The 17632-nt window shown below is 60.0% G+C and carries 16 protein-coding genes and 1 pseudogene; 13 read left to right on the plus strand and 4 right to left on the minus strand.

Going from position 1 to position 17632, the window contains the following annotated elements:
- The first annotated feature begins 128 nt into the window (after positions 1-128).
- Positions 129-1073, plus strand: coding sequence for a CysB family HTH-type transcriptional regulator (locus ACYVIT_RS06140; RefSeq protein ID WP_415808595.1), 945 nt, complete (start codon positions 129-131; stop codon positions 1071-1073).
- A gap of 247 nt (positions 1074-1320) precedes the next feature.
- Complete coding sequence (locus ACYVIT_RS06145) at positions 1321-1632, plus strand: DUF2325 domain-containing protein (protein ID WP_415808594.1); 312 nt, start codon at positions 1321-1323, stop codon at positions 1630-1632.
- A 54-nt stretch (positions 1633-1686) separates the two neighbouring features.
- Here the strand turns inward: ACYVIT_RS06145 and ACYVIT_RS06150 are convergent, their stop codons facing one another.
- The gene (locus ACYVIT_RS06150) at positions 1687-2331 is read right to left on the minus strand and encodes a C40 family peptidase (protein WP_415808593.1); all 645 of its coding nucleotides are present in this window, start codon (positions 2329-2331) and stop codon (positions 1687-1689) included.
- A gap of 255 nt (positions 2332-2586) precedes the next feature.
- Between ACYVIT_RS06150 and ACYVIT_RS06155 the strand changes: the two genes are divergently transcribed.
- The 6 genes from ACYVIT_RS06155 to ltaE all read left to right on the plus strand — a co-directional run bounded on the left by ACYVIT_RS06155 (position 2587) and on the right by ltaE (position 10847).
- A complete protein-coding gene (locus tag ACYVIT_RS06155; RefSeq protein WP_415808592.1) occupies positions 2587-4476 on the plus strand; it encodes a propionate--CoA ligase in 1890 nt (629 codons plus the stop codon).
- Positions 4473-4880 carry a heme-binding protein gene (locus tag ACYVIT_RS06160; RefSeq protein ID WP_094820258.1) on the plus strand — a complete coding sequence of 136 codons (408 nt, stop codon included), beginning with the start codon at positions 4473-4475 and terminating at the stop codon, positions 4878-4880. Before ACYVIT_RS06155 ends, ACYVIT_RS06160 begins: the two co-directional genes overlap by 4 nt.
- Positions 4877-6217 (plus strand): MFS transporter, encoded by a 1341-nt coding sequence (locus ACYVIT_RS06165; protein WP_415808591.1) that lies wholly within the window; start codon positions 4877-4879, stop codon positions 6215-6217. Before ACYVIT_RS06160 ends, ACYVIT_RS06165 begins: the two co-directional genes overlap by 4 nt.
- Before the next feature lie 443 nt (positions 6218-6660).
- The gene (gene acs, locus ACYVIT_RS06170) at positions 6661-8640 is read left to right on the plus strand and encodes an acetate--CoA ligase (protein WP_415808590.1); all 1980 of its coding nucleotides are present in this window, start codon (positions 6661-6663) and stop codon (positions 8638-8640) included.
- A 238-nt stretch (positions 8641-8878) separates the two neighbouring features.
- Positions 8879-9763, plus strand: a complete 885-nt coding sequence (locus ACYVIT_RS06175) for a DMT family transporter (RefSeq protein ID WP_460478168.1) — start codon at positions 8879-8881, stop codon at positions 9761-9763.
- A gap of 73 nt (positions 9764-9836) precedes the next feature.
- Complete coding sequence (gene ltaE / locus ACYVIT_RS06180) at positions 9837-10847, plus strand: low-specificity L-threonine aldolase (RefSeq protein ID WP_415808589.1); 1011 nt, start codon at positions 9837-9839, stop codon at positions 10845-10847.
- A 44-nt stretch (positions 10848-10891) separates the two neighbouring features.
- Here ltaE and ACYVIT_RS06185 read toward each other — a convergent pair whose 3' ends face one another.
- Positions 10892-11728 (minus strand): NAD-dependent epimerase/dehydratase family protein, encoded by an 837-nt coding sequence (locus ACYVIT_RS06185; protein ID WP_415808588.1) that lies wholly within the window; start codon positions 11726-11728, stop codon positions 10892-10894.
- Between the two features lie 3 nt (positions 11729-11731).
- Complete coding sequence (locus ACYVIT_RS06190) at positions 11732-13378, minus strand: electron transfer flavoprotein-ubiquinone oxidoreductase (protein WP_415808587.1); 1647 nt, start codon at positions 13376-13378, stop codon at positions 11732-11734.
- Between the two features lie 174 nt (positions 13379-13552).
- On the opposite strand from ACYVIT_RS06190, the gene ACYVIT_RS06195 reads away from it, so the two are divergent.
- The 4 genes and pseudogenes from ACYVIT_RS06195 to ACYVIT_RS06210 all read left to right on the plus strand — a co-directional run.
- Positions 13553-14008, plus strand: coding sequence for an acyl-CoA thioesterase (locus ACYVIT_RS06195; protein ID WP_415808585.1), 456 nt, complete (start codon positions 13553-13555; stop codon positions 14006-14008).
- A gap of 124 nt (positions 14009-14132) precedes the next feature.
- Complete coding sequence (locus tag ACYVIT_RS06200; protein ID WP_415808584.1) at positions 14133-14831, plus strand: CoA transferase subunit A; 699 nt, start codon at positions 14133-14135, stop codon at positions 14829-14831.
- Between the two features lie 12 nt (positions 14832-14843).
- Positions 14844-15494: a CoA transferase subunit B gene (locus tag ACYVIT_RS06205; protein WP_094837561.1), complete on the plus strand. Its 651-nt coding sequence runs from the start codon at positions 14844-14846 to the stop codon at positions 15492-15494.
- A gap of 100 nt (positions 15495-15594) precedes the next feature.
- A pseudogene (locus ACYVIT_RS06210) lies at positions 15595-15692 on the plus strand (LysR family transcriptional regulator); the annotation flags it as partial.
- Positions 15693-15736: 44 nt separating this feature from the next.
- On the opposite strand, the gene ACYVIT_RS06215 reads toward ACYVIT_RS06210, so the two are convergent.
- Complete coding sequence (locus ACYVIT_RS06215) at positions 15737-16735, minus strand: AraC family transcriptional regulator (protein WP_415808583.1); 999 nt, start codon at positions 16733-16735, stop codon at positions 15737-15739.
- Positions 16736-16873: 138 nt separating this feature from the next.
- Here ACYVIT_RS06215 and ACYVIT_RS06220 point away from each other — a divergent pair, with 138 nt between their 5' ends.
- A complete protein-coding gene (locus ACYVIT_RS06220; protein WP_415808582.1) occupies positions 16874-17629 on the plus strand; it encodes an SDR family NAD(P)-dependent oxidoreductase in 756 nt (251 codons plus the stop codon).
- Positions 17630-17632: the final 3 nt, after the last annotated feature.

Consider the following 17632-nt stretch of genomic DNA (forward strand, 5'->3'; position numbering starts at 1 on the left):
ACGTTCCCTCTAGCCCCCCCCAACCCATGCACCAATTCAGGGACACAGCCCCCTCTAAGTTTATAAATATAAGTAATATAAACAACCTTCTATATAACCTATAATGCCCCAATCTATCCGGGGCCATTATGAACCTGCAACAATTCCGTTTCGTCCGCGAGACCATTCGCCGCGACTTCAACCTGACCGAAGCCGCCCGGATGCTATACACCTCCCAGCCGGGGGTATCAAAGGCCATCATCGAGTTCGAAGACGAACTCGGCATCAAGATCTTCGAACGCCACGGCAAGCGCATCAAAGGCCTGACCAAGCCGGGCTTGGCAGTGTCCCAGGTGATCGACCGCATCATGCGCGAAGTCGACAACCTGAAAAAAGTCAGCGACGAGTTTGCCCGCCGCGACGAAGGCGGCCTGGTCATTGCATGCACTCATACCCAGGCACGCTATCTGTTGCCGCGCGTCATCCCGGACTTTCGCAAGCAATTCCCCAAAGTGCACCTGTCCTTGGCCGAGGGCAGCCCCGCCCAATTGGCCGAAATGGTGTTGCACGAACAAGCCGACCTGGCACTGGCGACCGAATCGCTCGCGCTGACCCCAGGCTTGGCGACCTTGCCCGTCTACGCCTGGGAGCACACTGTCGTAGTCCGGCCGGATCATCCCCTGGCCGAACTGACCTCCAGCGCTGCAAAGAACCTGACCCTGGCGCAATTGGCCGAATATCCCATCGTGACCTACGATCGCGCCTTTACCGGCCGCAGCACGATCGACGAAGTGTTCGCCAGCCAAAGCATCCATCCCGATATCGTGCTCGAGGCCATCGATGCCGACGTGATCAAGACCTACGTCGACGTCGGCCTGGGCATAGGTATCATTGCCGGAGTGGCCTACGATCCCCGCCGCGACGGCAATCTGGTCGGCCTGCCGGTAGGGCATCTGTTTGGCACACACACCACGCGCGTGGGAGTCAAGGCGGGCGTGTTCCTGCGTGATTACGTCTACACGTTCCTGGAAATGATGGCGCCTGCGCTGACTCGTCAGGTCGTCACCGATGCAGTGCAGGGCAGGCGTGAATAATCGCGGATTTCCTGCTATTGCCGATATACCGGCCCGGCTTCATGCCGGGTTTTTTTATCGCATTTCCTGTCATTTCCGGCTTAGCTTATTACCGATTTATGTGACTTCTTATCGCGTTTGAGAGCCTTGCTATGCCAGATCAAAACCCGATAAATATATTAAATAAGAACCGATCTCATTTGTGTTGACTAAAAAATAGGAATCATTATCATTAACTCCACTTCCTCAACGATCTGGAGTACACATCATGACATCAGCGCTTAGCGCAGTGGTAGTAGGCGCCGACAGGCTGGGCAATATTCCAGACCTGCTGAAAGGGCACAACATATCGATCACGCATCACATCAGTGGGCGTGATCCGTCTCATCAGAAAAAAACCCTGCAATTGCCCTCGGGCACTCAGCTGGTCATTTTGCTGACGGATTTTTTGGGCCACAACGTGATGAAGACCTTCCGGAATGCGGCCCAGCGCGGTGGTATCCGGGTCGTGGCATGCCGCCGTTCGGTATGCAGCATGCAGCAGGCTTTGCAGCAATGCGGCCTGTGCGGCCTGCATTGATGGCGCGCCTGCTCGGGCCCGATGTCAGCTGTTGCTGATCGGGCCTGTTTTCGTTTAACGCCGCGTGTTGCTGGCCGATGCCAACAGATTGCCATCGAGACGCCGGGCGCCGTTATAGCGTTTGGCCCAGTACTTCATGGTGATTTTTTCGATACGAACCACACCGCCCGCACTGGGCGAATGCACGAAGCGATCGTCGCCCAGATAGATTCCGACGTGCGAATAACGCCGTCCCAGAGTATTGAAAAACACCAGATCACCAGGACGCAACTCGGGCTTGTCGATCGACGTGCCTACCAATGCGATGGCCGATGCATTGCGAGGTAGTTTCAGTCCCAAACCTTGTTCGGCACTGTAGGCCACCAGGCCACTGCAATCAAAGCCCGTGTCAGGCGACGATCCACCATAGCGATAGCGTATGCCGAGTTGATCGAGCGCTGCGTCGATTAATGGATTGGTAATGGCCTGCCGCCGTTCGGCGCTGATCGTACGGCGAGTGGCGGTGGTAGTGGCCAGTGCCCCGATGGGATCGCTGGACAATGAGGCGAGTTCGATGTCCTGTTCGTCCAGGACGCCTGCGTCGGCACTATGGCGATTGGTGCCTGCGCAGCCCGCCAGTACCACGCAGAGGGCGGCAATCAGTAAACCCGGAATACGATAAGTAAAGCGGTCGCTTTGCGTATGGTGCGCGCGCGTCATGAGTGCCGGTGGAGGCTGCCCCGCAGAGGGACGCCGTAAAAATGTGGGATGCGGGGATTCTAGCAAATGCTTGGTTGCAAATTGGGTAAATGCTTACACCAATCGCTTATTTATTTTTTATTTTCGCCCCATCTGCGCAAAACCAGCTCGATAACTACGGGAATACCCCAGGTTCAGCGGCAAGTCTGATGCAAGCTTTGCCCGCGACAATAGCGCAAACGAGACCACAGCGTCCGCATATCACCGGAGACAGGTATGCAAAGAACCCGCGATTTTCACCGCCGTTCGATTGACGACCGCGATGCTTTTTGGCGCGCCGAGGCTGAGCGTATCCATTGGGAAACGCCCTTCGAACAAGTGCTGGATTTTTCCCGTCCGCCTTTTGCCCGCTGGTTTGTCGGGGGGCAGACCAATCTTTGCTACAACGCCGTTGACCGCTGGGTGCCGCAGCAGGCCGACCAGCCTGCATTGATCTGGGTATCTACCGAAGTCGATCAAGAGATCACGTACACGCGCCGGCAACTGTATGACGAGGTCAATGCCGTGGCTGCCATGCTGCGCGAGCAGGGTGTGGGCCGCGGCGACCGCGTGCTGCTTTATATGCCGATGGTGCCCGAGGCCGTGTTTACGATGCTCGCCTGTGCGCGTCTGGGGGCGGTGCATTCGGTGGTGTTTGGCGGATTCGCTTCGGTGAATCTGGCGCAGCGCATCGATGATGCGACACCCAAGGTCATCGTCTCGACCGATGCCGGCTCGCGTGCAGGCAAGGTCGTGCCGTACAAGCCCTTGCTCGACAAGGCGCTCAGCCTCTGCACGCGTCCGCCGGGCGCTGTGATCGTGCTGGATCGCGGCCTGGCGCCGTGCGATCGCCAACCGGGTCGGGACCTGGACTATGCCGAGCTGCGCCAGCGTCACGACGGCAGTCAGGTACCTGTGCAGTGGCTGGAGTCTTCCGAACCCAGCTATATCCTGTACACCTCCGGCACGACCGGCAAGCCTAAAGGCGTGCAACGCGATGTGGGCGGTTATGCCGTGGCGCTGGCGTCGTCCATGGAGTATCTGTTCGACGGCAAGCCGGGCGACACCTATTTTTGCACCAGTGACATAGGCTGGGTCGTCGGCCATTCTTATATTGTCTATGGTCCCTTGATCGGTGGACAGGCGACGATCCTGTACGAAGGCACACCGGTACGCCCCGATGGGGCAATATTGTGGAAGCTGGTCGAACGCTTTGGCGTCAATACCTTGTTTTCGGCACCGACCGCCGTGCGCGTGCTCAAACGCCAGGCGCCGGAGCTGCTCTCGCGGCATGATCTGTCATCGCTGCGTGCAGTCTATCTGGCCGGCGAGCCGCTTGATGAACCCACGGCACAATGGATTTCGCAAGGGCTGGGCAAGCCTATCATCGACAATTATTGGCAGACGGAATCGGGGTGGCCGATTCTCTCGGCCCAGCCTGGGGTCGAGCGGGTACCGACGCGTTTTGGCAGCCCTTCATTCCCCGTGTACGGCTTTGATGCCCGCATTGTCAGCGAGCACACCGGCGAGGATCTCGGGCCTGGCGAAAAGGGCGTGGTCGCGATAGCGCCGCCTCTGCCGCCCGGCGCGATGTCGACGATCTGGGGCGACGACGAACGGTTCGTACAGACCTATTTCACGTCGATTCCTGGCCGGCAGTTGTATTCGACCTTCGATTGGGGGAGGGTCGATGAGGACGGCTATTGGTTCATCCTGGGCCGTACCGACGATGTGATCAACGTGGCGGGTCATCGCCTGGGGACGCGCGAAATCGAAGAGTCCGTCAACAGCCACGCGGGGATTGCCGAATGCGCAGTCGTAGGCGTGGCCGATTCCTTGAAAGGCCAGGTGGCGATGGCCTTTGCCGTGCTGAAAAATCCCGCGGCGGCGGAACGGCCCGACGATGCGCGCGCGCTGGAAGGCGATATCATGCGCGTAGTGGAGGATCAGTTGGGCGCGGTGGCGCGCCCAGCCCGTATTCGGTTCGTGTCCGCCTTGCCGAAAACGCGCTCAGGCAAAGTCCTGCGCCGCGCGATCGTCGCCGTGTGCGAGGGCAGGGACCCGGGGGATCTCACTACGATCGAAGACCCTACCTCACTTGAACAAATAAAGGATTCGTTGCAATGAAAAGCAAACCCGTATTGACCGCCGAAGACGTCAAGAAAATCCTGGCGGCCGCCGAAGCACACGCCGTCAAGAACGGCTGGGCCGTGACCATCTCTGTGGTGGACGACGGTGGGCATACATTGGGTCTGCTGCGTCTGGACGGGGCCGCACCGATTTCCAGCTACATCTCGCCGGCCAAGGGCAAAACCGCCGCATTGGGCCGCCGTGAGTCCGCCGGCTACGAGGACATCATCAACAATGGCCGTTATGCCTTTCTGTCGGTTCCGCAGCTCGAAGGCCTGTTGGAGGGCGGTGTGCCCGTGATCGTCGACGGCGAAGTCGTGGGGGCGGTAGGCGTGTCCGGGGTGAAATCCTCCGAAGACGTCGAAATTGCTCGTGCAGGCATCGCCGCGCTAGGGCTGTGACACAGCCTTTGCCGCCACCGGCTGGCGCAACCGAGAGCACGCCGGGCAACGTCTCGAGCGCGCTGAATCCTGGCGTGGCTCGGCGCGAGGTCTGGGCCTGGGCGATGTATGACTTCGCCAATTCGGGCTATACCACCGTGATATTGACCACGGTGTTCAGTACGTATTTCGTCAGCGTGGTGGGCCAGCGCGCCCATTGGGCCACGCTGGCGTGGACGGCCGCGTTGTCGCTGTCATATCTGTTGATCATGTTGACCATGCCGCGGCTGGGCGCACGTGCCGATGCACGGGCCGCCAAGCGGCGATTGCTCTATACCAGCACCATAGGCTGCGTCGTCGCCACACTGGTGCTGACACAGGCCGGGCCGGGCGATGTGTGGCTGGCACTCGCTGCGCTGGCCGTGTCCAACTACTGCTATTGCATCGGCGAGTCGGTCGTGGCGGCCTTCTTGCCCGAGCTGGCGCGACCCGATGCGCTGGGCCGCGTATCGGGCTGGGGCTGGAGCTTTGGCTATTGCGGCGGCATGCTTACGCTGGGCTTGTCTCTGGCTGCAGTCACCGTAGGCGAATCGCGCGGATTGACTGCGTCCGAGTATGTGCCGTGGGTCATCGTCATCACTGCTGCCGTCTTTGCCCTGGCTGCCTTGCCCTCGTTTTTCCTGTTGCGCGAGCGGGCCAGGCCGCAAGGCATGGCGCTCAATGCGTCGGGGATGCTGAGCCAACTGGCTGCCGTGTGGCGCGATACCGGCACCCACTATCCCGAATTTCGTCGATTGCTGATGTGTGGCGCCTGCTATCAGGCCGGCATTGCCGTCGTCGTCACCCTGGCTGCCGTGTATGCAGATCAGGTCATGGGCTTTACCATGCCGCAGATCATGCTGCTGGTGTTCACCGTCAACATCGGTGCGGCCGTTGGCGCATTCAGTTTTGGCTACGTACAAGACCGTATTGGCCATAAACGAGCCTTGGCCATCACCCTCGTTGGCTGGATCATCATGGTGTTGGTGGCCTATGCTGCCGTGACCGTGGCGGTATTCTGGGTCGCTGCCATCCTGGCAGGCCTGTGCATGGGCACAAGCCAGAGCGCCGGCCGCGCGATGGTGGGTGCGCTCGCGCCCGGCAAACGCCTGGCCGAATTCTTCGCCCTCTGGACCTTCGCCGTACAACTGGCCGCCGTCGTCGGGCCATTGACCTATGGCCTGGTCACCTGGTTGACGATGGGCAATCATCGCCTGGCCATCCTGGTCACGGGCATCTTCTTTGTCGGCGGCCTGTTGCTACTGACCCGCGTCGACGTACGCCGCGGCCTGGCACGCCGCGCCCAAGAGCCCGCGTAGATCGTCACGACCAAGTATCCGCGAACAACAGAAATCGCGAGCCAGCGGCCGCCGAGTAAAAGCTCCGTCGGCCCGTAGAGCGGCGATTCAGCCTCGCGCAGCGAGGCCGAGGCCCCTGCTCACGGGCCGAGTCGCCGCGATAGGGCCGGCGGGGCTTTTACACGGCGGCCGCTGGCGCCAAAAGAACTCTACAGGCCGCAGTCATGCAATGCCCAAACCGCCCCTGAGTCCAACCCACGCATCCTCGTCCCATGCTGCACCGCCATAAAACACCCCTTCCCAGACTGTTATCCTTACACCAACAGCCGTGACCCACGCCTCGCGCAGGCCCGAAAGCCCCAAGCGATCTGCACCATCGTAAGGTGCCCGTAAGAGCACGGCGATACGGTTAGGTATAGCCAGCATTGCCATACCTAAAACACCACGCATTCGGAGACAGAACCATGTCCAACACTATCGAGTCCGTCCTGGTCGAAACGCGCGTATTCCCGCCGCCTGAGCGGGCAACAAAAGGCGCCCGCATCGACAGCCTCGATGCCTATCGCGCCCTGTGCCAGGAGGTCGAACAGGATTTCGACGGTTTCTGGACCCGCCATGCGCGCGAGCATCTGACCTGGACCAAACCTTTTACCGAGGTCCTGGACGAGTCCAACGCACCGTTTTACCGCTGGTTCGGCGACGGCGAACTCAACGTGTCCGCCAACTGCCTCGACGTGCATCTGACCAATGGCAACGCTGACAAAACCGCCATCATTTTCGAGGCCGACGACGGCAAAGTCGCCAAAGTCACCTATCGCGAATTGCTGGCGCGAGTCAGCCGTTTTGCCAATGGCCTGAAATCCCTGGGATACAAAACAGGCGACCGCGCCATCATCTACATGCCCATGTCGATCGAGGCCGTCGTCGCCATGCAGGCCTGCGCACGCCTGGGCGTCACCCATTCCGTCGTGTTCGGTGGTTTCTCCGCCAAGAGCCTGCAAGAACGCATCGGCGATGTGGGCGCATCGGTCGTGATCACCGCCGACGAACAAGTGCGCGGCGGCAAGACTATCCCGCTCAAGCCTGCCGTCGATGATGCCATTGCCATGGGCGGCTGCGATGCCGTGACCAAGATCGTCGTCTATCGCCGCACCGGTGGCAACATTCCCTGGACCGAAGGGCGCGACCTGTGGATGCATGATGTCGAATCCGGCCAGTCCGATACCTGCGAGCCCGTGCCGGTCAACGCCGAGCACCCGCTCTTCATCCTGTATACCTCCGGTTCTACTGGCAAACCCAAGGGCGTGCAGCACTCGTCGGCCGGTTATCTGTTGTGGGCCTTGCTGACGGTCAAATGGACTTTCGACGCGCGTAAAGACGACGTCTATTGGTGCACCGCCGATGTGGGCTGGGTCACGGGCCACACCTACATTACCTATGGGCCGTTGGCCGCAGGCCTGACGCAAATCGTCTTCGAGGGCGTGCCTACCTATCCGGATGCGGGCCGTTTCTGGGACATGATTGCACGGCACAAGGTCACGACGTTCTACACGGCGCCGACGGCCATCCGTTCGCTGATCAAGGCCTCCGAGGCCACGCCGTCCACGCATCCGGGCAACTACGATTTGAACAGCCTGCGCATCATCGGAACAGTCGGCGAGCCCATCAATCCCGAGGCCTGGATGTGGTACCACAAGAACGTGGGCCAGGAACGTTGCCCCATCGTGGACACCTGGTGGCAGACCGAGACTGGCGGCCACATGATCAATCCCTTGCCGGGCGCCACGCCGACCAAGCCGGGCTCGTGCACCTTGCCTTTGCCGGGGATTGCGGCGGCGATCGTGGACGAAACGGGCAAGGACGTCGAGCCGGGCAATGGCGGGTTCCTGGCGATCAAACGCCCGTGGCCGTCGATGATCCGCACGATCTGGGGCGACCCGGAGCGCTTCAAGAAAAGCTATTTCCCGCCGGAACTCAACGGCTGCTATCTGGCCGGTGATGGCGCACAGCGCGATGCCGATGGCTATTTCTGGATCATGGGCCGTATCGATGACGTGCTCAACGTGTCCGGCCATCGTTTGGGAACGATGGAGGTCGAGTCCGCCCTGGTCGCGCATGAGTTGGTGGCCGAGGCCGCTGTCGTGGGCCGTCCCGACGACACGACCGGCGAGGCCGTGGTGGCCTTTGTGGTGCTCAAGGGGGCTCGCCCCGAGGGTGATCAGGCACAAGCGATTGCCAAGCAATTGCGCGACTGGGTCGGCAAGGAAATCGGCCCCATCGCCAAACCGAAAGACATCCGTTTCGGCGACAACCTGCCCAAGACCCGCTCGGGCAAGATCATGCGCCGTTTGTTGCGTGTCGTCGCCAAGGGCGAGGAAATCACGCAGGACGTGTCCACATTGGAGAACCCCGCCATTCTGGATCAACTGGCGAAATCGGTGTGACGCCGGCTCTGAACCAGGTGCTGTTCTATTCGATCCGTCAGGGGAATCCCCGGCTGACGAACGCGATGTGCCGGTCATGATCACCAGCGATGTCATATCGATGACGTCAGCATGATCTACCGTTCCGATTCCCGAACAGGGGCGGAGCGGGTCGGTCGGCGACAGGAGTATCATCGAGTGCGCTCGATCCGACTGATGTCGGATCGAGCGCTTTTTCTTTTCTTTGACGAGTTTTTCAGTGAGTAGCAGCAATTTCGATAGGACCGGCCTGATTTTGATGTTCACCACGATTGTGGTGTGGGCAGGAAGTTGGATATCGATGAAGCTGCTGGTCGCGTACATGGGGCCATTTCAAGTCGTGGCCGCACGATATTTGATTGGCGCAGCAGTGTTGTTCGCATTGCTGATCGTGTTGCGGCGGCCGCTGGCGATGACGCCTTGGAAATTGACCTTGCTCACGGGTTTGACGCAAACGGCTGGGTTTCAGACACTGGTTCAACTGGCCTTGCTCAGCGGCGGTGTAGGCAAGGTTTCGGTATTGGCGTACACCATGCCGTTCTGGGTAATCCCGTTTGCCTGGCTTATTCTGAAGGAGCGGCCGACGGCGCGTCATGGCGTTGCAATCGCTGTGGCCGCGGCGGGCTTGGTCTGTTTTCTGCAACCGTGGAGCGGGATGGGGGATTGGGCTTCGGCTGTTCTCGCGCTCGCCGGAGGCCTGAGCTGGGGATTGGGAACGGTGCTGTCCAAACGCATGTTCGATCTGCACGCGCCGGATTTGATGACCTTCACCACCTGGCAGATGTTGCTGGGCGGATTGTTGACGGTACCTGCCGCGATCTGGGTGCCCCATGCGCCCGTGGTGTGGGGATGGGAGGTCACTTTGGGGCTGCTTTATTCCGGCCTGATTGCCACGGCGGCGGGATGGCTGCTGTGGTTGTCAGTGGTGCGCCGTGTGCCTGCATCGATCGCGGGGTTGTCCAGTTTGGGTGTGCCCATCATGGCAACACTGCTGGCGTGGCTGCTGCTGGGCGAGCAGCCGGCGACTGTGGAAATAATGGGAATGGCGCTGGTCATGGTGGGATTGGTCGTAGTGAGCCGAGCGCCTCGTAGTAAAACCAAGTAAACGATCGGCGGCCTGATGGCCGCGCCTCTTTTTTCCCGGTGTCGATGATGCTGGGGTATATCGGGAGCTTTTGATGATTGATCTGCGTAGCGATACCGTCACTCGGCCGACTGCCGCCATGTTGCAGGCGATGGCCAATGCACCTGTGGGCGATGATGTGATGGGGGCGGATCCTACCGTTCAGCGGCTGCAGCAAACGCTGGCCGAGCGCGTAGGTAAAGAAGCGGGATTGTTTTTCCCATCCGGCACGCAAAGCAATCTGGCGGCGCTGATGGCGCATTGCGGGCGAGGCGACGAATATTTGGTGGGCCAGTTGGCGCACACCTATAAATACGAGGGCGGTGGGGCGGCGGTGCTGGGCAGTATCCAGCCGCAGCCGGTCGAACACGCCGACGATGGCAGCCTGCCGTTGGAAAAGTTGGCAGCAGCCGTCAAACCCAAAGGTGACCCGCACTACGCGCGTACGCGTCTGTTGGCGCTGGAAAACACCTTTCAAGGCAAAGTGATTCCAGCGGCCTATATCGATCAGGCCGCCCAGTTTGCGCGAGAGCATGGGCTGGGCTTGCACCTGGATGGCGCTCGTGTGTTCAATGCGGCGGTCGCGTCAGGCCGTACGGCACATGAGGTGTGTGCGCCTTTCGATAGCGTCTCAATCTGCTTTTCCAAGGGGCTGGGCGCGCCAGTGGGGTCTGTGCTGGTTGGCAGCAAAGCCCTGATTGACGAGGCACGCCGTTGGCGCAAAGTGTTGGGCGGCGGCATGCGGCAATCAGGTTTTCTGGCGGCGGCGTGTTTGCATGCCCTGGACCATCATGTCGAGCGTCTGGCACAAGACCACGAGAATGCCGCGTTGCTGGCAGAGGGGCTGCGTGGCATTGACGGTGTGCAGGTGCTGGCCCAGAACACCAACATGGTGTTTGCCGAATTCGCGCCTGAGCATACTGAAAAGCTGTCCCAAGCCTTGCAGGCACAGGACATCATCCTCCGTGCGGTCTATCGTGGCCCGACGCGTATGGTGACGCACTTGGATGTGTCGCAAGACGACATCCGCAAAGTGGTCGACGCTGTTCGGGCGTATTTCGGTTGACGCGATAGGTGTGTGCGTGTCGCAGAAAATGCCGCGCACCGCAACTAGCGCAATAGTGCGGCGTAGCCAGCGCGCGAATCAGGCCACGCTGGTGTCCAGCCGCTGGCTCGCAGCCGTGCATTGCTGAGTTTTTTACTGCCTACATTGGCGGGCGCGGGGCCTTCGCCAGGGGGCTGTGCGTGGATCAGCGCTGCCAGATATTCGTAAAGCGTGTGCAGTGGCAAAGGCGTATCGTCGCCGCCCAGATAGAGCGCATCCGGATGTGGCAATGCCAGCAGATGCACCGCCGCCGCCGCCGCATCGTCGATGTGAATTCGATTGGCCCAATGCGGCGGGTGCCGGGGAGCGCGCGCGGATCCGGCGCGGAGCCGTTCGATCAACTGCAGACGGCCAGGGCCATACAGCCCAGCCAGACGCAGGCTGATGGAGGATACGGACTGCGCGGCCAGCCAGCGTTCCGTGTCAAGCAAAATGCGGCCATTAAAGCCTGCTGGATCAGTAGGTGTCGACTCGTCGATCCACTCGCCATGGTGTTCTCCATACACGGCAGTCGATGATACGAACAAGACCCGTTGCAAGGCCGTGTGATCCAGCGCAGTCAACAGTGCGGGCAGCCCCTCTTGAAACACCGCGCGATAGACATCGGGATCGCGCGAATCCGGTGCGGGCAGATAGGCGACATGCGTGATGCCCGCCGGTAATGTGGCGAGTGTTTCCGGACGCGTCAAATCCCCTTGCAGCCAGCGTATGGCGGGCTCGCGCCCATCATCGCGCGGCGGCCGGCGGCGCAGCGCCCAGACTTCGGCGCCGCGTGCCGACAAGTGCTGTGCTACGCGCAAGCCCAGATCTCCGCAGCCTGCCAGCAACACGCGCTCTGTCATGGATTACATCCCGCTATAGACGGGGCCTTCGCCGCCCTGGGGCGCCACCCAGACGATGTTCTGCGTCGGATCTTTGATGTCGCAGGTCTTGCAATGCACGCAGTTTTGCGCATTGATCTGCAGACGATCGTCGCCATGGTCGTCTTTGACGAATTCGTACACCCCGGCCGGACAGTAGCGGGATTCCGGACCGCCGTATTTGGCCAGGTTGACCGACACCGGAATGGTCGGGTCTTTCAGCGTCAGGTGGACGGGTTCGTTTTCATCGTGATTGGTGTTCGAGATGAAAACCGAGCTGAGTTTGTCGAACGTCAGCTTGCCGTCCGGCTTCGGATAGTCGATGCGCGCACATTCCGAGGCAGGCTGCAGGCAGGCATGGTCGGGTTTGGTGCGGTGGATGGTCCAGGGAATATTGCCCTTGAGGACGAATTGCTCGATGCCCGTCATGATGGTGGCGATCGTGCGGCCCTTTTTGAACCATTGTTTGAAATTGCGCGCCTTGTTCAATTCGGTGTGCAGCCACGACGACTCGAACGCAGCCGGGTAGGCCGAGAGTTCGTCCTGTTTGCGGTCGGCGACGACGGCGTCAAAGGTGGCGTCGGCTGCCAGCATGCCGGTCTTGATCGCGGCGTGGCTTCCCTTGATGCGCGATGCGTTCAAGAAGCCCGCTTCGCAGCCGACCAGCACGCCGCCCGGGAACGTGAGTTTGGGCAAGGACAGCAACCCACCCGCCGTAATGGCCCGTGCGCCGTATGCGATGCGTTTGCCGCCTTCGAACGTCGGACGAATGGCGGGATGTGTCTTGTAGCGTTGGAACTCGTCAAAAGGCGAGAGCCAGGGGTTGGCGTAGTCCAGGCCCACGACCATGCCGACCGCGACCAGGTTGTTATCGAGGTGATAGAGGAACGAGCCGCCGTAGGTGTCGGCGTCCAGCGGCCAGCCAGCCGTGTGCACGACGAGGCCGGGCCGCGATTGCGCGGGGTCGATTTCCCACATTTCTTTCAACCCGATCCCGTAAGCCTGCGGGTCGCGGCCCTCGTCGAGCTTGTAGCGCTCGATCAACTGGCGTCCCAACTGGCCTCGCGCGCCTTCGGCAAAGATGGTGTAGCGCGCCAGGAGCTCCATGCCGGGCTGGTAGTGTTCGGTGTGCGAACCGTCGCGCGCCACGCCCATGTCGCCCGTGGCCACGCCACGCACCGCGCCGTTTTCGTCGTACAGGACTTCAGCAGCGGCAAAGCCGGGGAAAATATCGACGCCGGCGGCTTCCGCCTGCTCGCCCATCCATTTCACGACGTCGCCCAAACGGACGATGTAATTGCCGTGATTCTGAAAACAGGCTGGCAAGAGCCAATTAGGCGTGCTGCGCGCGCCCGTCTGGCTCAGGAACAGGAACCGGTCCTCGGTGACGGGCACATTCAGCGGTGCGCCCTTGTCTTTCCAGTCTGGAATCAACTCCGTCAGTGCCTGCGGGTCCATCACCGCGCCAGAGAGGATGTGAGCACCGAGCTCGGCGCCTTTCTCCAATACGCACACGCTCAGTTCGTGATTTTTCTGGGTGGCCAGCTGCTTTAGACGTAGCGCAGCAGCCAAGCCAGCCGGCCCGCCACCCACAATGACCACGTCATATTCCATCGACTCGCGTTCGGACATTACTCCAATCCCCTCTAATGGTGCCTTCTGATGTTGCAAGGAAGTATTATCATTGATTGTATTGCAATGCTGCGGTGCAGGAATTTTTGCCGCCGGGCCGCCCCAAGGCAAAAACGCCCCCTCGGGGGGCAGCAAGCCGTAGGCGCGGCGTGGGGGCGTTTTTAGGAGTTCTCCGTGAGTCAGGAGCTTTACGGCTCGCGCACCCTTCAGGTGGGCGATTGCCATCATGTCGATTTGCCCATGCGTTGGGGCGATGCCGACCCGCTCAATCATATGAACAACACCGTCTACTTTCGTATGATGGAAGAGGCGCGTATGCAGATGCTCTATGGCAGCGCCATGGTGCTGCCATCCGATCAAGGCTTTATCCTGGCGCACGCATCCTGTGATTTTGTCCGATCTTTCACGTACCCCTGCGATGTGCGTGTCACGCACAAAGTTACCCGCATCGGCCGCTCCAGCCTGGAAACAGACTTGATCCTGGGTAAGTCCGACGACGACACAGGACCCTATGCGCAGGGGCGCACGGTGATGGTCTGGATCGACTATGGCACCAATCGCTCTGCGCCGTTGCCGGATCAGGTGCTGCGGGCATTGGCTGCAGCGTGCGTGCCCGCGGCGCAAGCCTAGGACGATTCACGTCGCCAAGCCGCTACAATCAACGCAAACATCAAAAGCAGTCAATATTCGACCGGGCGTGCCACCCCTTGCAGCCGCGCCTATCCAATTTGGAATGTCATTAGGAGTTGGAGAGATGGACAAAGTGTATGCAAGCGCCGCCGAGGCGCTGGCAGGTGTCGTCAAAGACGACCAGATGATTGCCGTGGGCGGTTTCGGCCTGTGCGGCATTCCCGAGGCGTTGATCGCTGCGCTGCGTGATTCGGGTGTGAAAAACCTGACCTGCATCAGCAACAACGCCGGGGTGGATGGGTTTGGTTTGGGCCAGTTGCTCAACACCCGCCAGGTGCGCAAAATGATCGCCTCATATGTGGGCGAAAACAAGGAATTCGAACGCCAGTACCTGGCAGGCGAACTCGAGCTGGAATTCACGCCGCAGGGCACGCTGGCAGAAAAACTGCGTGCCGGCGGTGCCGGTATTCCGGCGTTTTTCACTCGCACGGGCGTGGGCACGATCGTGGCCGATGGCAAAGAGTTGCGCGAGTTTGACGGCCAGCAATACGTCATGGAGCGTTCCTTGGTGCCCGATGTGTCGCTGGTCAAGGCGCACATCGCCGACCGCAGCGGCAACCTGGTGTTCCGCAAGACCGCGCGCAATTTCAATCCCAACGTGGCGATGGCGGGCAAGATCACCGTGGTCGAAGTCGAGAAAATCGTCGACACCGGATCGCTCGACCCCGATCAGATCCATCTTCCGGGCATTTACGTGCATCGCATCGTGGTAAATGCGAATCCGGAAAAGCGCATCGAACAACGCACCACTCGCCCGGCCTAAGGAGAAGACGACATGGCATGGTCCCGCGATGAAATGGCGGCACGCGCCGCGCGCGAGCTGCAAGACGGCTTTTATGTGAACCTGGGCATTGGTCTGCCTACCCTGGTCGCCAACCACGTGCCCGCGGGCATCGAGGTATGGCTGCAATCCGAGAACGGTCTGTTGGGCATCGGCCCATTTCCGACTGACGATCAGGTCGATCCTGATCTGATCAATGCTGGCAAGCAAACGGTCACGACCTTGCCCGGCTCGTCGATTTTTTCCTCGGCTGATTCCTTTGCGATGATCCGCGGCGGCAAGATCAACCTGGCGATTCTGGGCGCGATGCAGGTCTCGGAAAAGGGCGATCTGGCCAACTGGATGATCCCCGGCAAAATGGTCAAGGGCATGGGCGGCGCCATGGATCTGGTTGCTGGCGTCGGCAAGGTTGTGGTCCTGATGGAGCACGTGGCCAAGAAAAAAGACGGCACCGAGGACATCAAGCTGTTGCCTGAGTGCAATTTGCCGTTGACCGGCGTCGGCGTGGTCAACCTGATCATCACCGATCTGGGCGTGATGGAAGTCACGGACAACGGTTTGAAACTGCTGGAGCTGGCTCCTGGCGTGACGGTGGATGAAATCCAGAGCAAGACCCAGGCCAAACTGGACGTCTCCGGCGTGTAAACCTAGTTATTGGTGACGGCAAAAAACCCTGCCTCGGCGGGGTTTTTTATTTCACCATGACTCCAGCTCATCATATGCCGGTGCTTTCTGAAACCTGACCCGGCATCCGCTGCTGGCCTATAAACGTATTCCTCTGGACCAACTGCTGCGGTTCCGCTGATGCCTTGCGACCCTCAGCTGTGCGAAGGCCACGCCCGTAGCGCAGTCGCAGGTAGAGATGCTGCGTGCACGTAGTGAACCCCCTACATCGTCTTGGCTGCAGATGCTATGGCTGATTCAGCCTCGGCACGAGCCTGTCGAATACTGCGTGCGGGCGGTTGGCCGAACAGACGGGCGTACTCGCGTGTAAATTGCGGAACGCTTTCATAGCCGACCGCATCTGAGGCATGTGTTATCGATACGCCTTCGTGCAGCATTCGGCGACGGGCTTCAATCAGGCGCAGTTGCTTTTGGAACTGCAAAGGGGTGAGCGAGGTGATGCTACGAAAGTGAGTGTGAAATGCCGATATGCTCATACTTGCCGCATGGGCTAACGTTTCGATCCGTATCGGCTGGGCATACTTTTCGCGCAGGATCGCCACGGCACGTGCAATTCGTTGGGCGTGACTGTCAGCGACGCCCAGCGCACGCATGGCGCCGCCATGGCGTCCTGAGAGTAGCCAAAAATGCAGCTCACGTACCAAGGAACGTTCCAGCACAGCCAAATGGTGCGGTTGGTCTAGCAGTCGCAGTAGTCGCAAGACTGTGTCGGCGAATTCGACCTCGGTCGGTGCCACCCGCAGTGGTTCTTGTACCGCTAATGGCATGGCACCAATCTCGCTGATCAGATCAGCAATCACTGTGGTATCCAACTCCATCACCAGCGAGTAATACGGCACTGCTTGACTGGCCTGAATAATCTGGCTGACGGTGGGCACATGGTTGCTGATGAGCAATGATTCCCCCGCCCCGAAATCCAGGCTGTGCTCGCCCATGCTGACCCGTTTGCTCCCTTGGAGCACCATTGCCACCAGCGGCTTTGAAATAGCGTATTGCAGTGGGCCCGGCGCTGTTTCGCGCAAAATCACGATGCCGGACACGGGCGTGGCCGCGACGCCATAGGCATTATCAACGTGCAGATCCGCATATCGTCGAACATGCTCAAGCAGGGTTTTAGGAGGCGTCATGTTCAATTGGAAAAGCAGGGGGCTATCACCTACGCGACAAAAATAATCAGGCAATTCTATGTTGATGTATTTCACTATACATCTCTGCGCTAATTCAATACTTCGTGATGAGTATTAAATTTTTAGGCAAAAATTTCACAGGATTGCGCAACCCATAGGGATACTGCCAACCTACCATGACGACTCCTTCAATCTATGCGGAGTTCCTTCGTCATGAGCACTATTTCTCTTGTCACTGGCGCCAGCCGTGGCCTTGGCCGTAATACGGCCCTCAGCATCGCCCGTCACGGCGGCGACGTGATCGTCACCTACCGTAGTGGCAAGGATGCTGCCGAGGCGGTCGTCGCGGAAATCCAGGCGTTGGGTCGCAAGGCCGTGGCCCTGCAACTGGATGCTGCCGAGATTGCCAGTTTCTCTACTTTCGTGAACGCAGTGCGCACCACACTACGCCAGAACTGGCAGCGCGACACGCTTGACCATCTGATCAACAACGCTGGTCACGGCGAAATGGCAGACTTTGCCGCTACCACTGAAGCGCAGTTCGACGCACTATTCAACGTGCACGTTAAAGGCGTTTTCTTTCTGACCCAGGCGCTGTTGCCGGTACTGGCAGATGGTGGGCGCATCGTCAATTTTTCCTCGGGCCTGACCCGTGCGTCCTTTCCTGGCTTCTCGGCCTACTCAGCCGCCAAGGGCGCCGTCGAAACATTGACCATCTACATGGCCAAAGAGCTAGGCAGCCGTGGCATCACCGTGAATGCGGTAGCCCCCGGTGCGATCGAAACTGACTTTCTTGGTGGCGCGGTGCGTGACATTCCCGATTACAACAAGGCGTTTGCCGACATGACTGCTCTTGGGCGAGTAGGTGTACCCGACGACATCGGTCCGATGATCGCCAGCCTGTTGGGCCCAGACAACCGCTGGATCAATGGTCAGCGCATCGAAGTTTCCGGTGGTCAGTCACTTTGAGTC

The sequence above is a fragment of the Bordetella muralis genome, from assembly GCF_054781015.1.

Bases quoted from the DNA above. Each gene is read 5' to 3' on its own strand.
- ACYVIT_RS06140 (WP_415808595.1), top strand. From the start codon at position 129: ATGAACCTGCAACAATTCCGTTTCGTCCGCGAGACCATTCGCCGCGAC.
- ACYVIT_RS06145 (WP_415808594.1), top strand. From the start codon at position 1,321: ATGACATCAGCGCTTAGCGCAGTGGTAGTAGGCGCCGACAGGCTGGGC.
- ACYVIT_RS06150 (WP_415808593.1), bottom strand. From the start codon at position 2,331: ATGACGCGCGCGCACCATACGCAAAGCGACCGCTTTACTTATCGTATT.
- ACYVIT_RS06155 (WP_415808592.1), top strand. From the start codon at position 2,587: ATGCAAAGAACCCGCGATTTTCACCGCCGTTCGATTGACGACCGCGAT.
- ACYVIT_RS06160 (WP_094820258.1), top strand. From the start codon at position 4,473: ATGAAAAGCAAACCCGTATTGACCGCCGAAGACGTCAAGAAAATCCTG.
- acs (WP_415808590.1), top strand. From the start codon at position 6,661: ATGTCCAACACTATCGAGTCCGTCCTGGTCGAAACGCGCGTATTCCCG.
- ltaE (WP_415808589.1), top strand. From the start codon at position 9,837: ATGATTGATCTGCGTAGCGATACCGTCACTCGGCCGACTGCCGCCATG.
- ACYVIT_RS06185 (WP_415808588.1), bottom strand. From the start codon at position 11,728: ATGACAGAGCGCGTGTTGCTGGCAGGCTGCGGAGATCTGGGCTTGCGC.
- ACYVIT_RS06190 (WP_415808587.1), bottom strand. From the start codon at position 13,378: ATGTCCGAACGCGAGTCGATGGAATATGACGTGGTCATTGTGGGTGGC.
- ACYVIT_RS06200 (WP_415808584.1), top strand. From the start codon at position 14,133: ATGGACAAAGTGTATGCAAGCGCCGCCGAGGCGCTGGCAGGTGTCGTC.
- ACYVIT_RS06205 (WP_094837561.1), top strand. From the start codon at position 14,844: ATGGCATGGTCCCGCGATGAAATGGCGGCACGCGCCGCGCGCGAGCTG.
- ACYVIT_RS06220 (WP_415808582.1), top strand. From the start codon at position 16,874: ATGAGCACTATTTCTCTTGTCACTGGCGCCAGCCGTGGCCTTGGCCGT.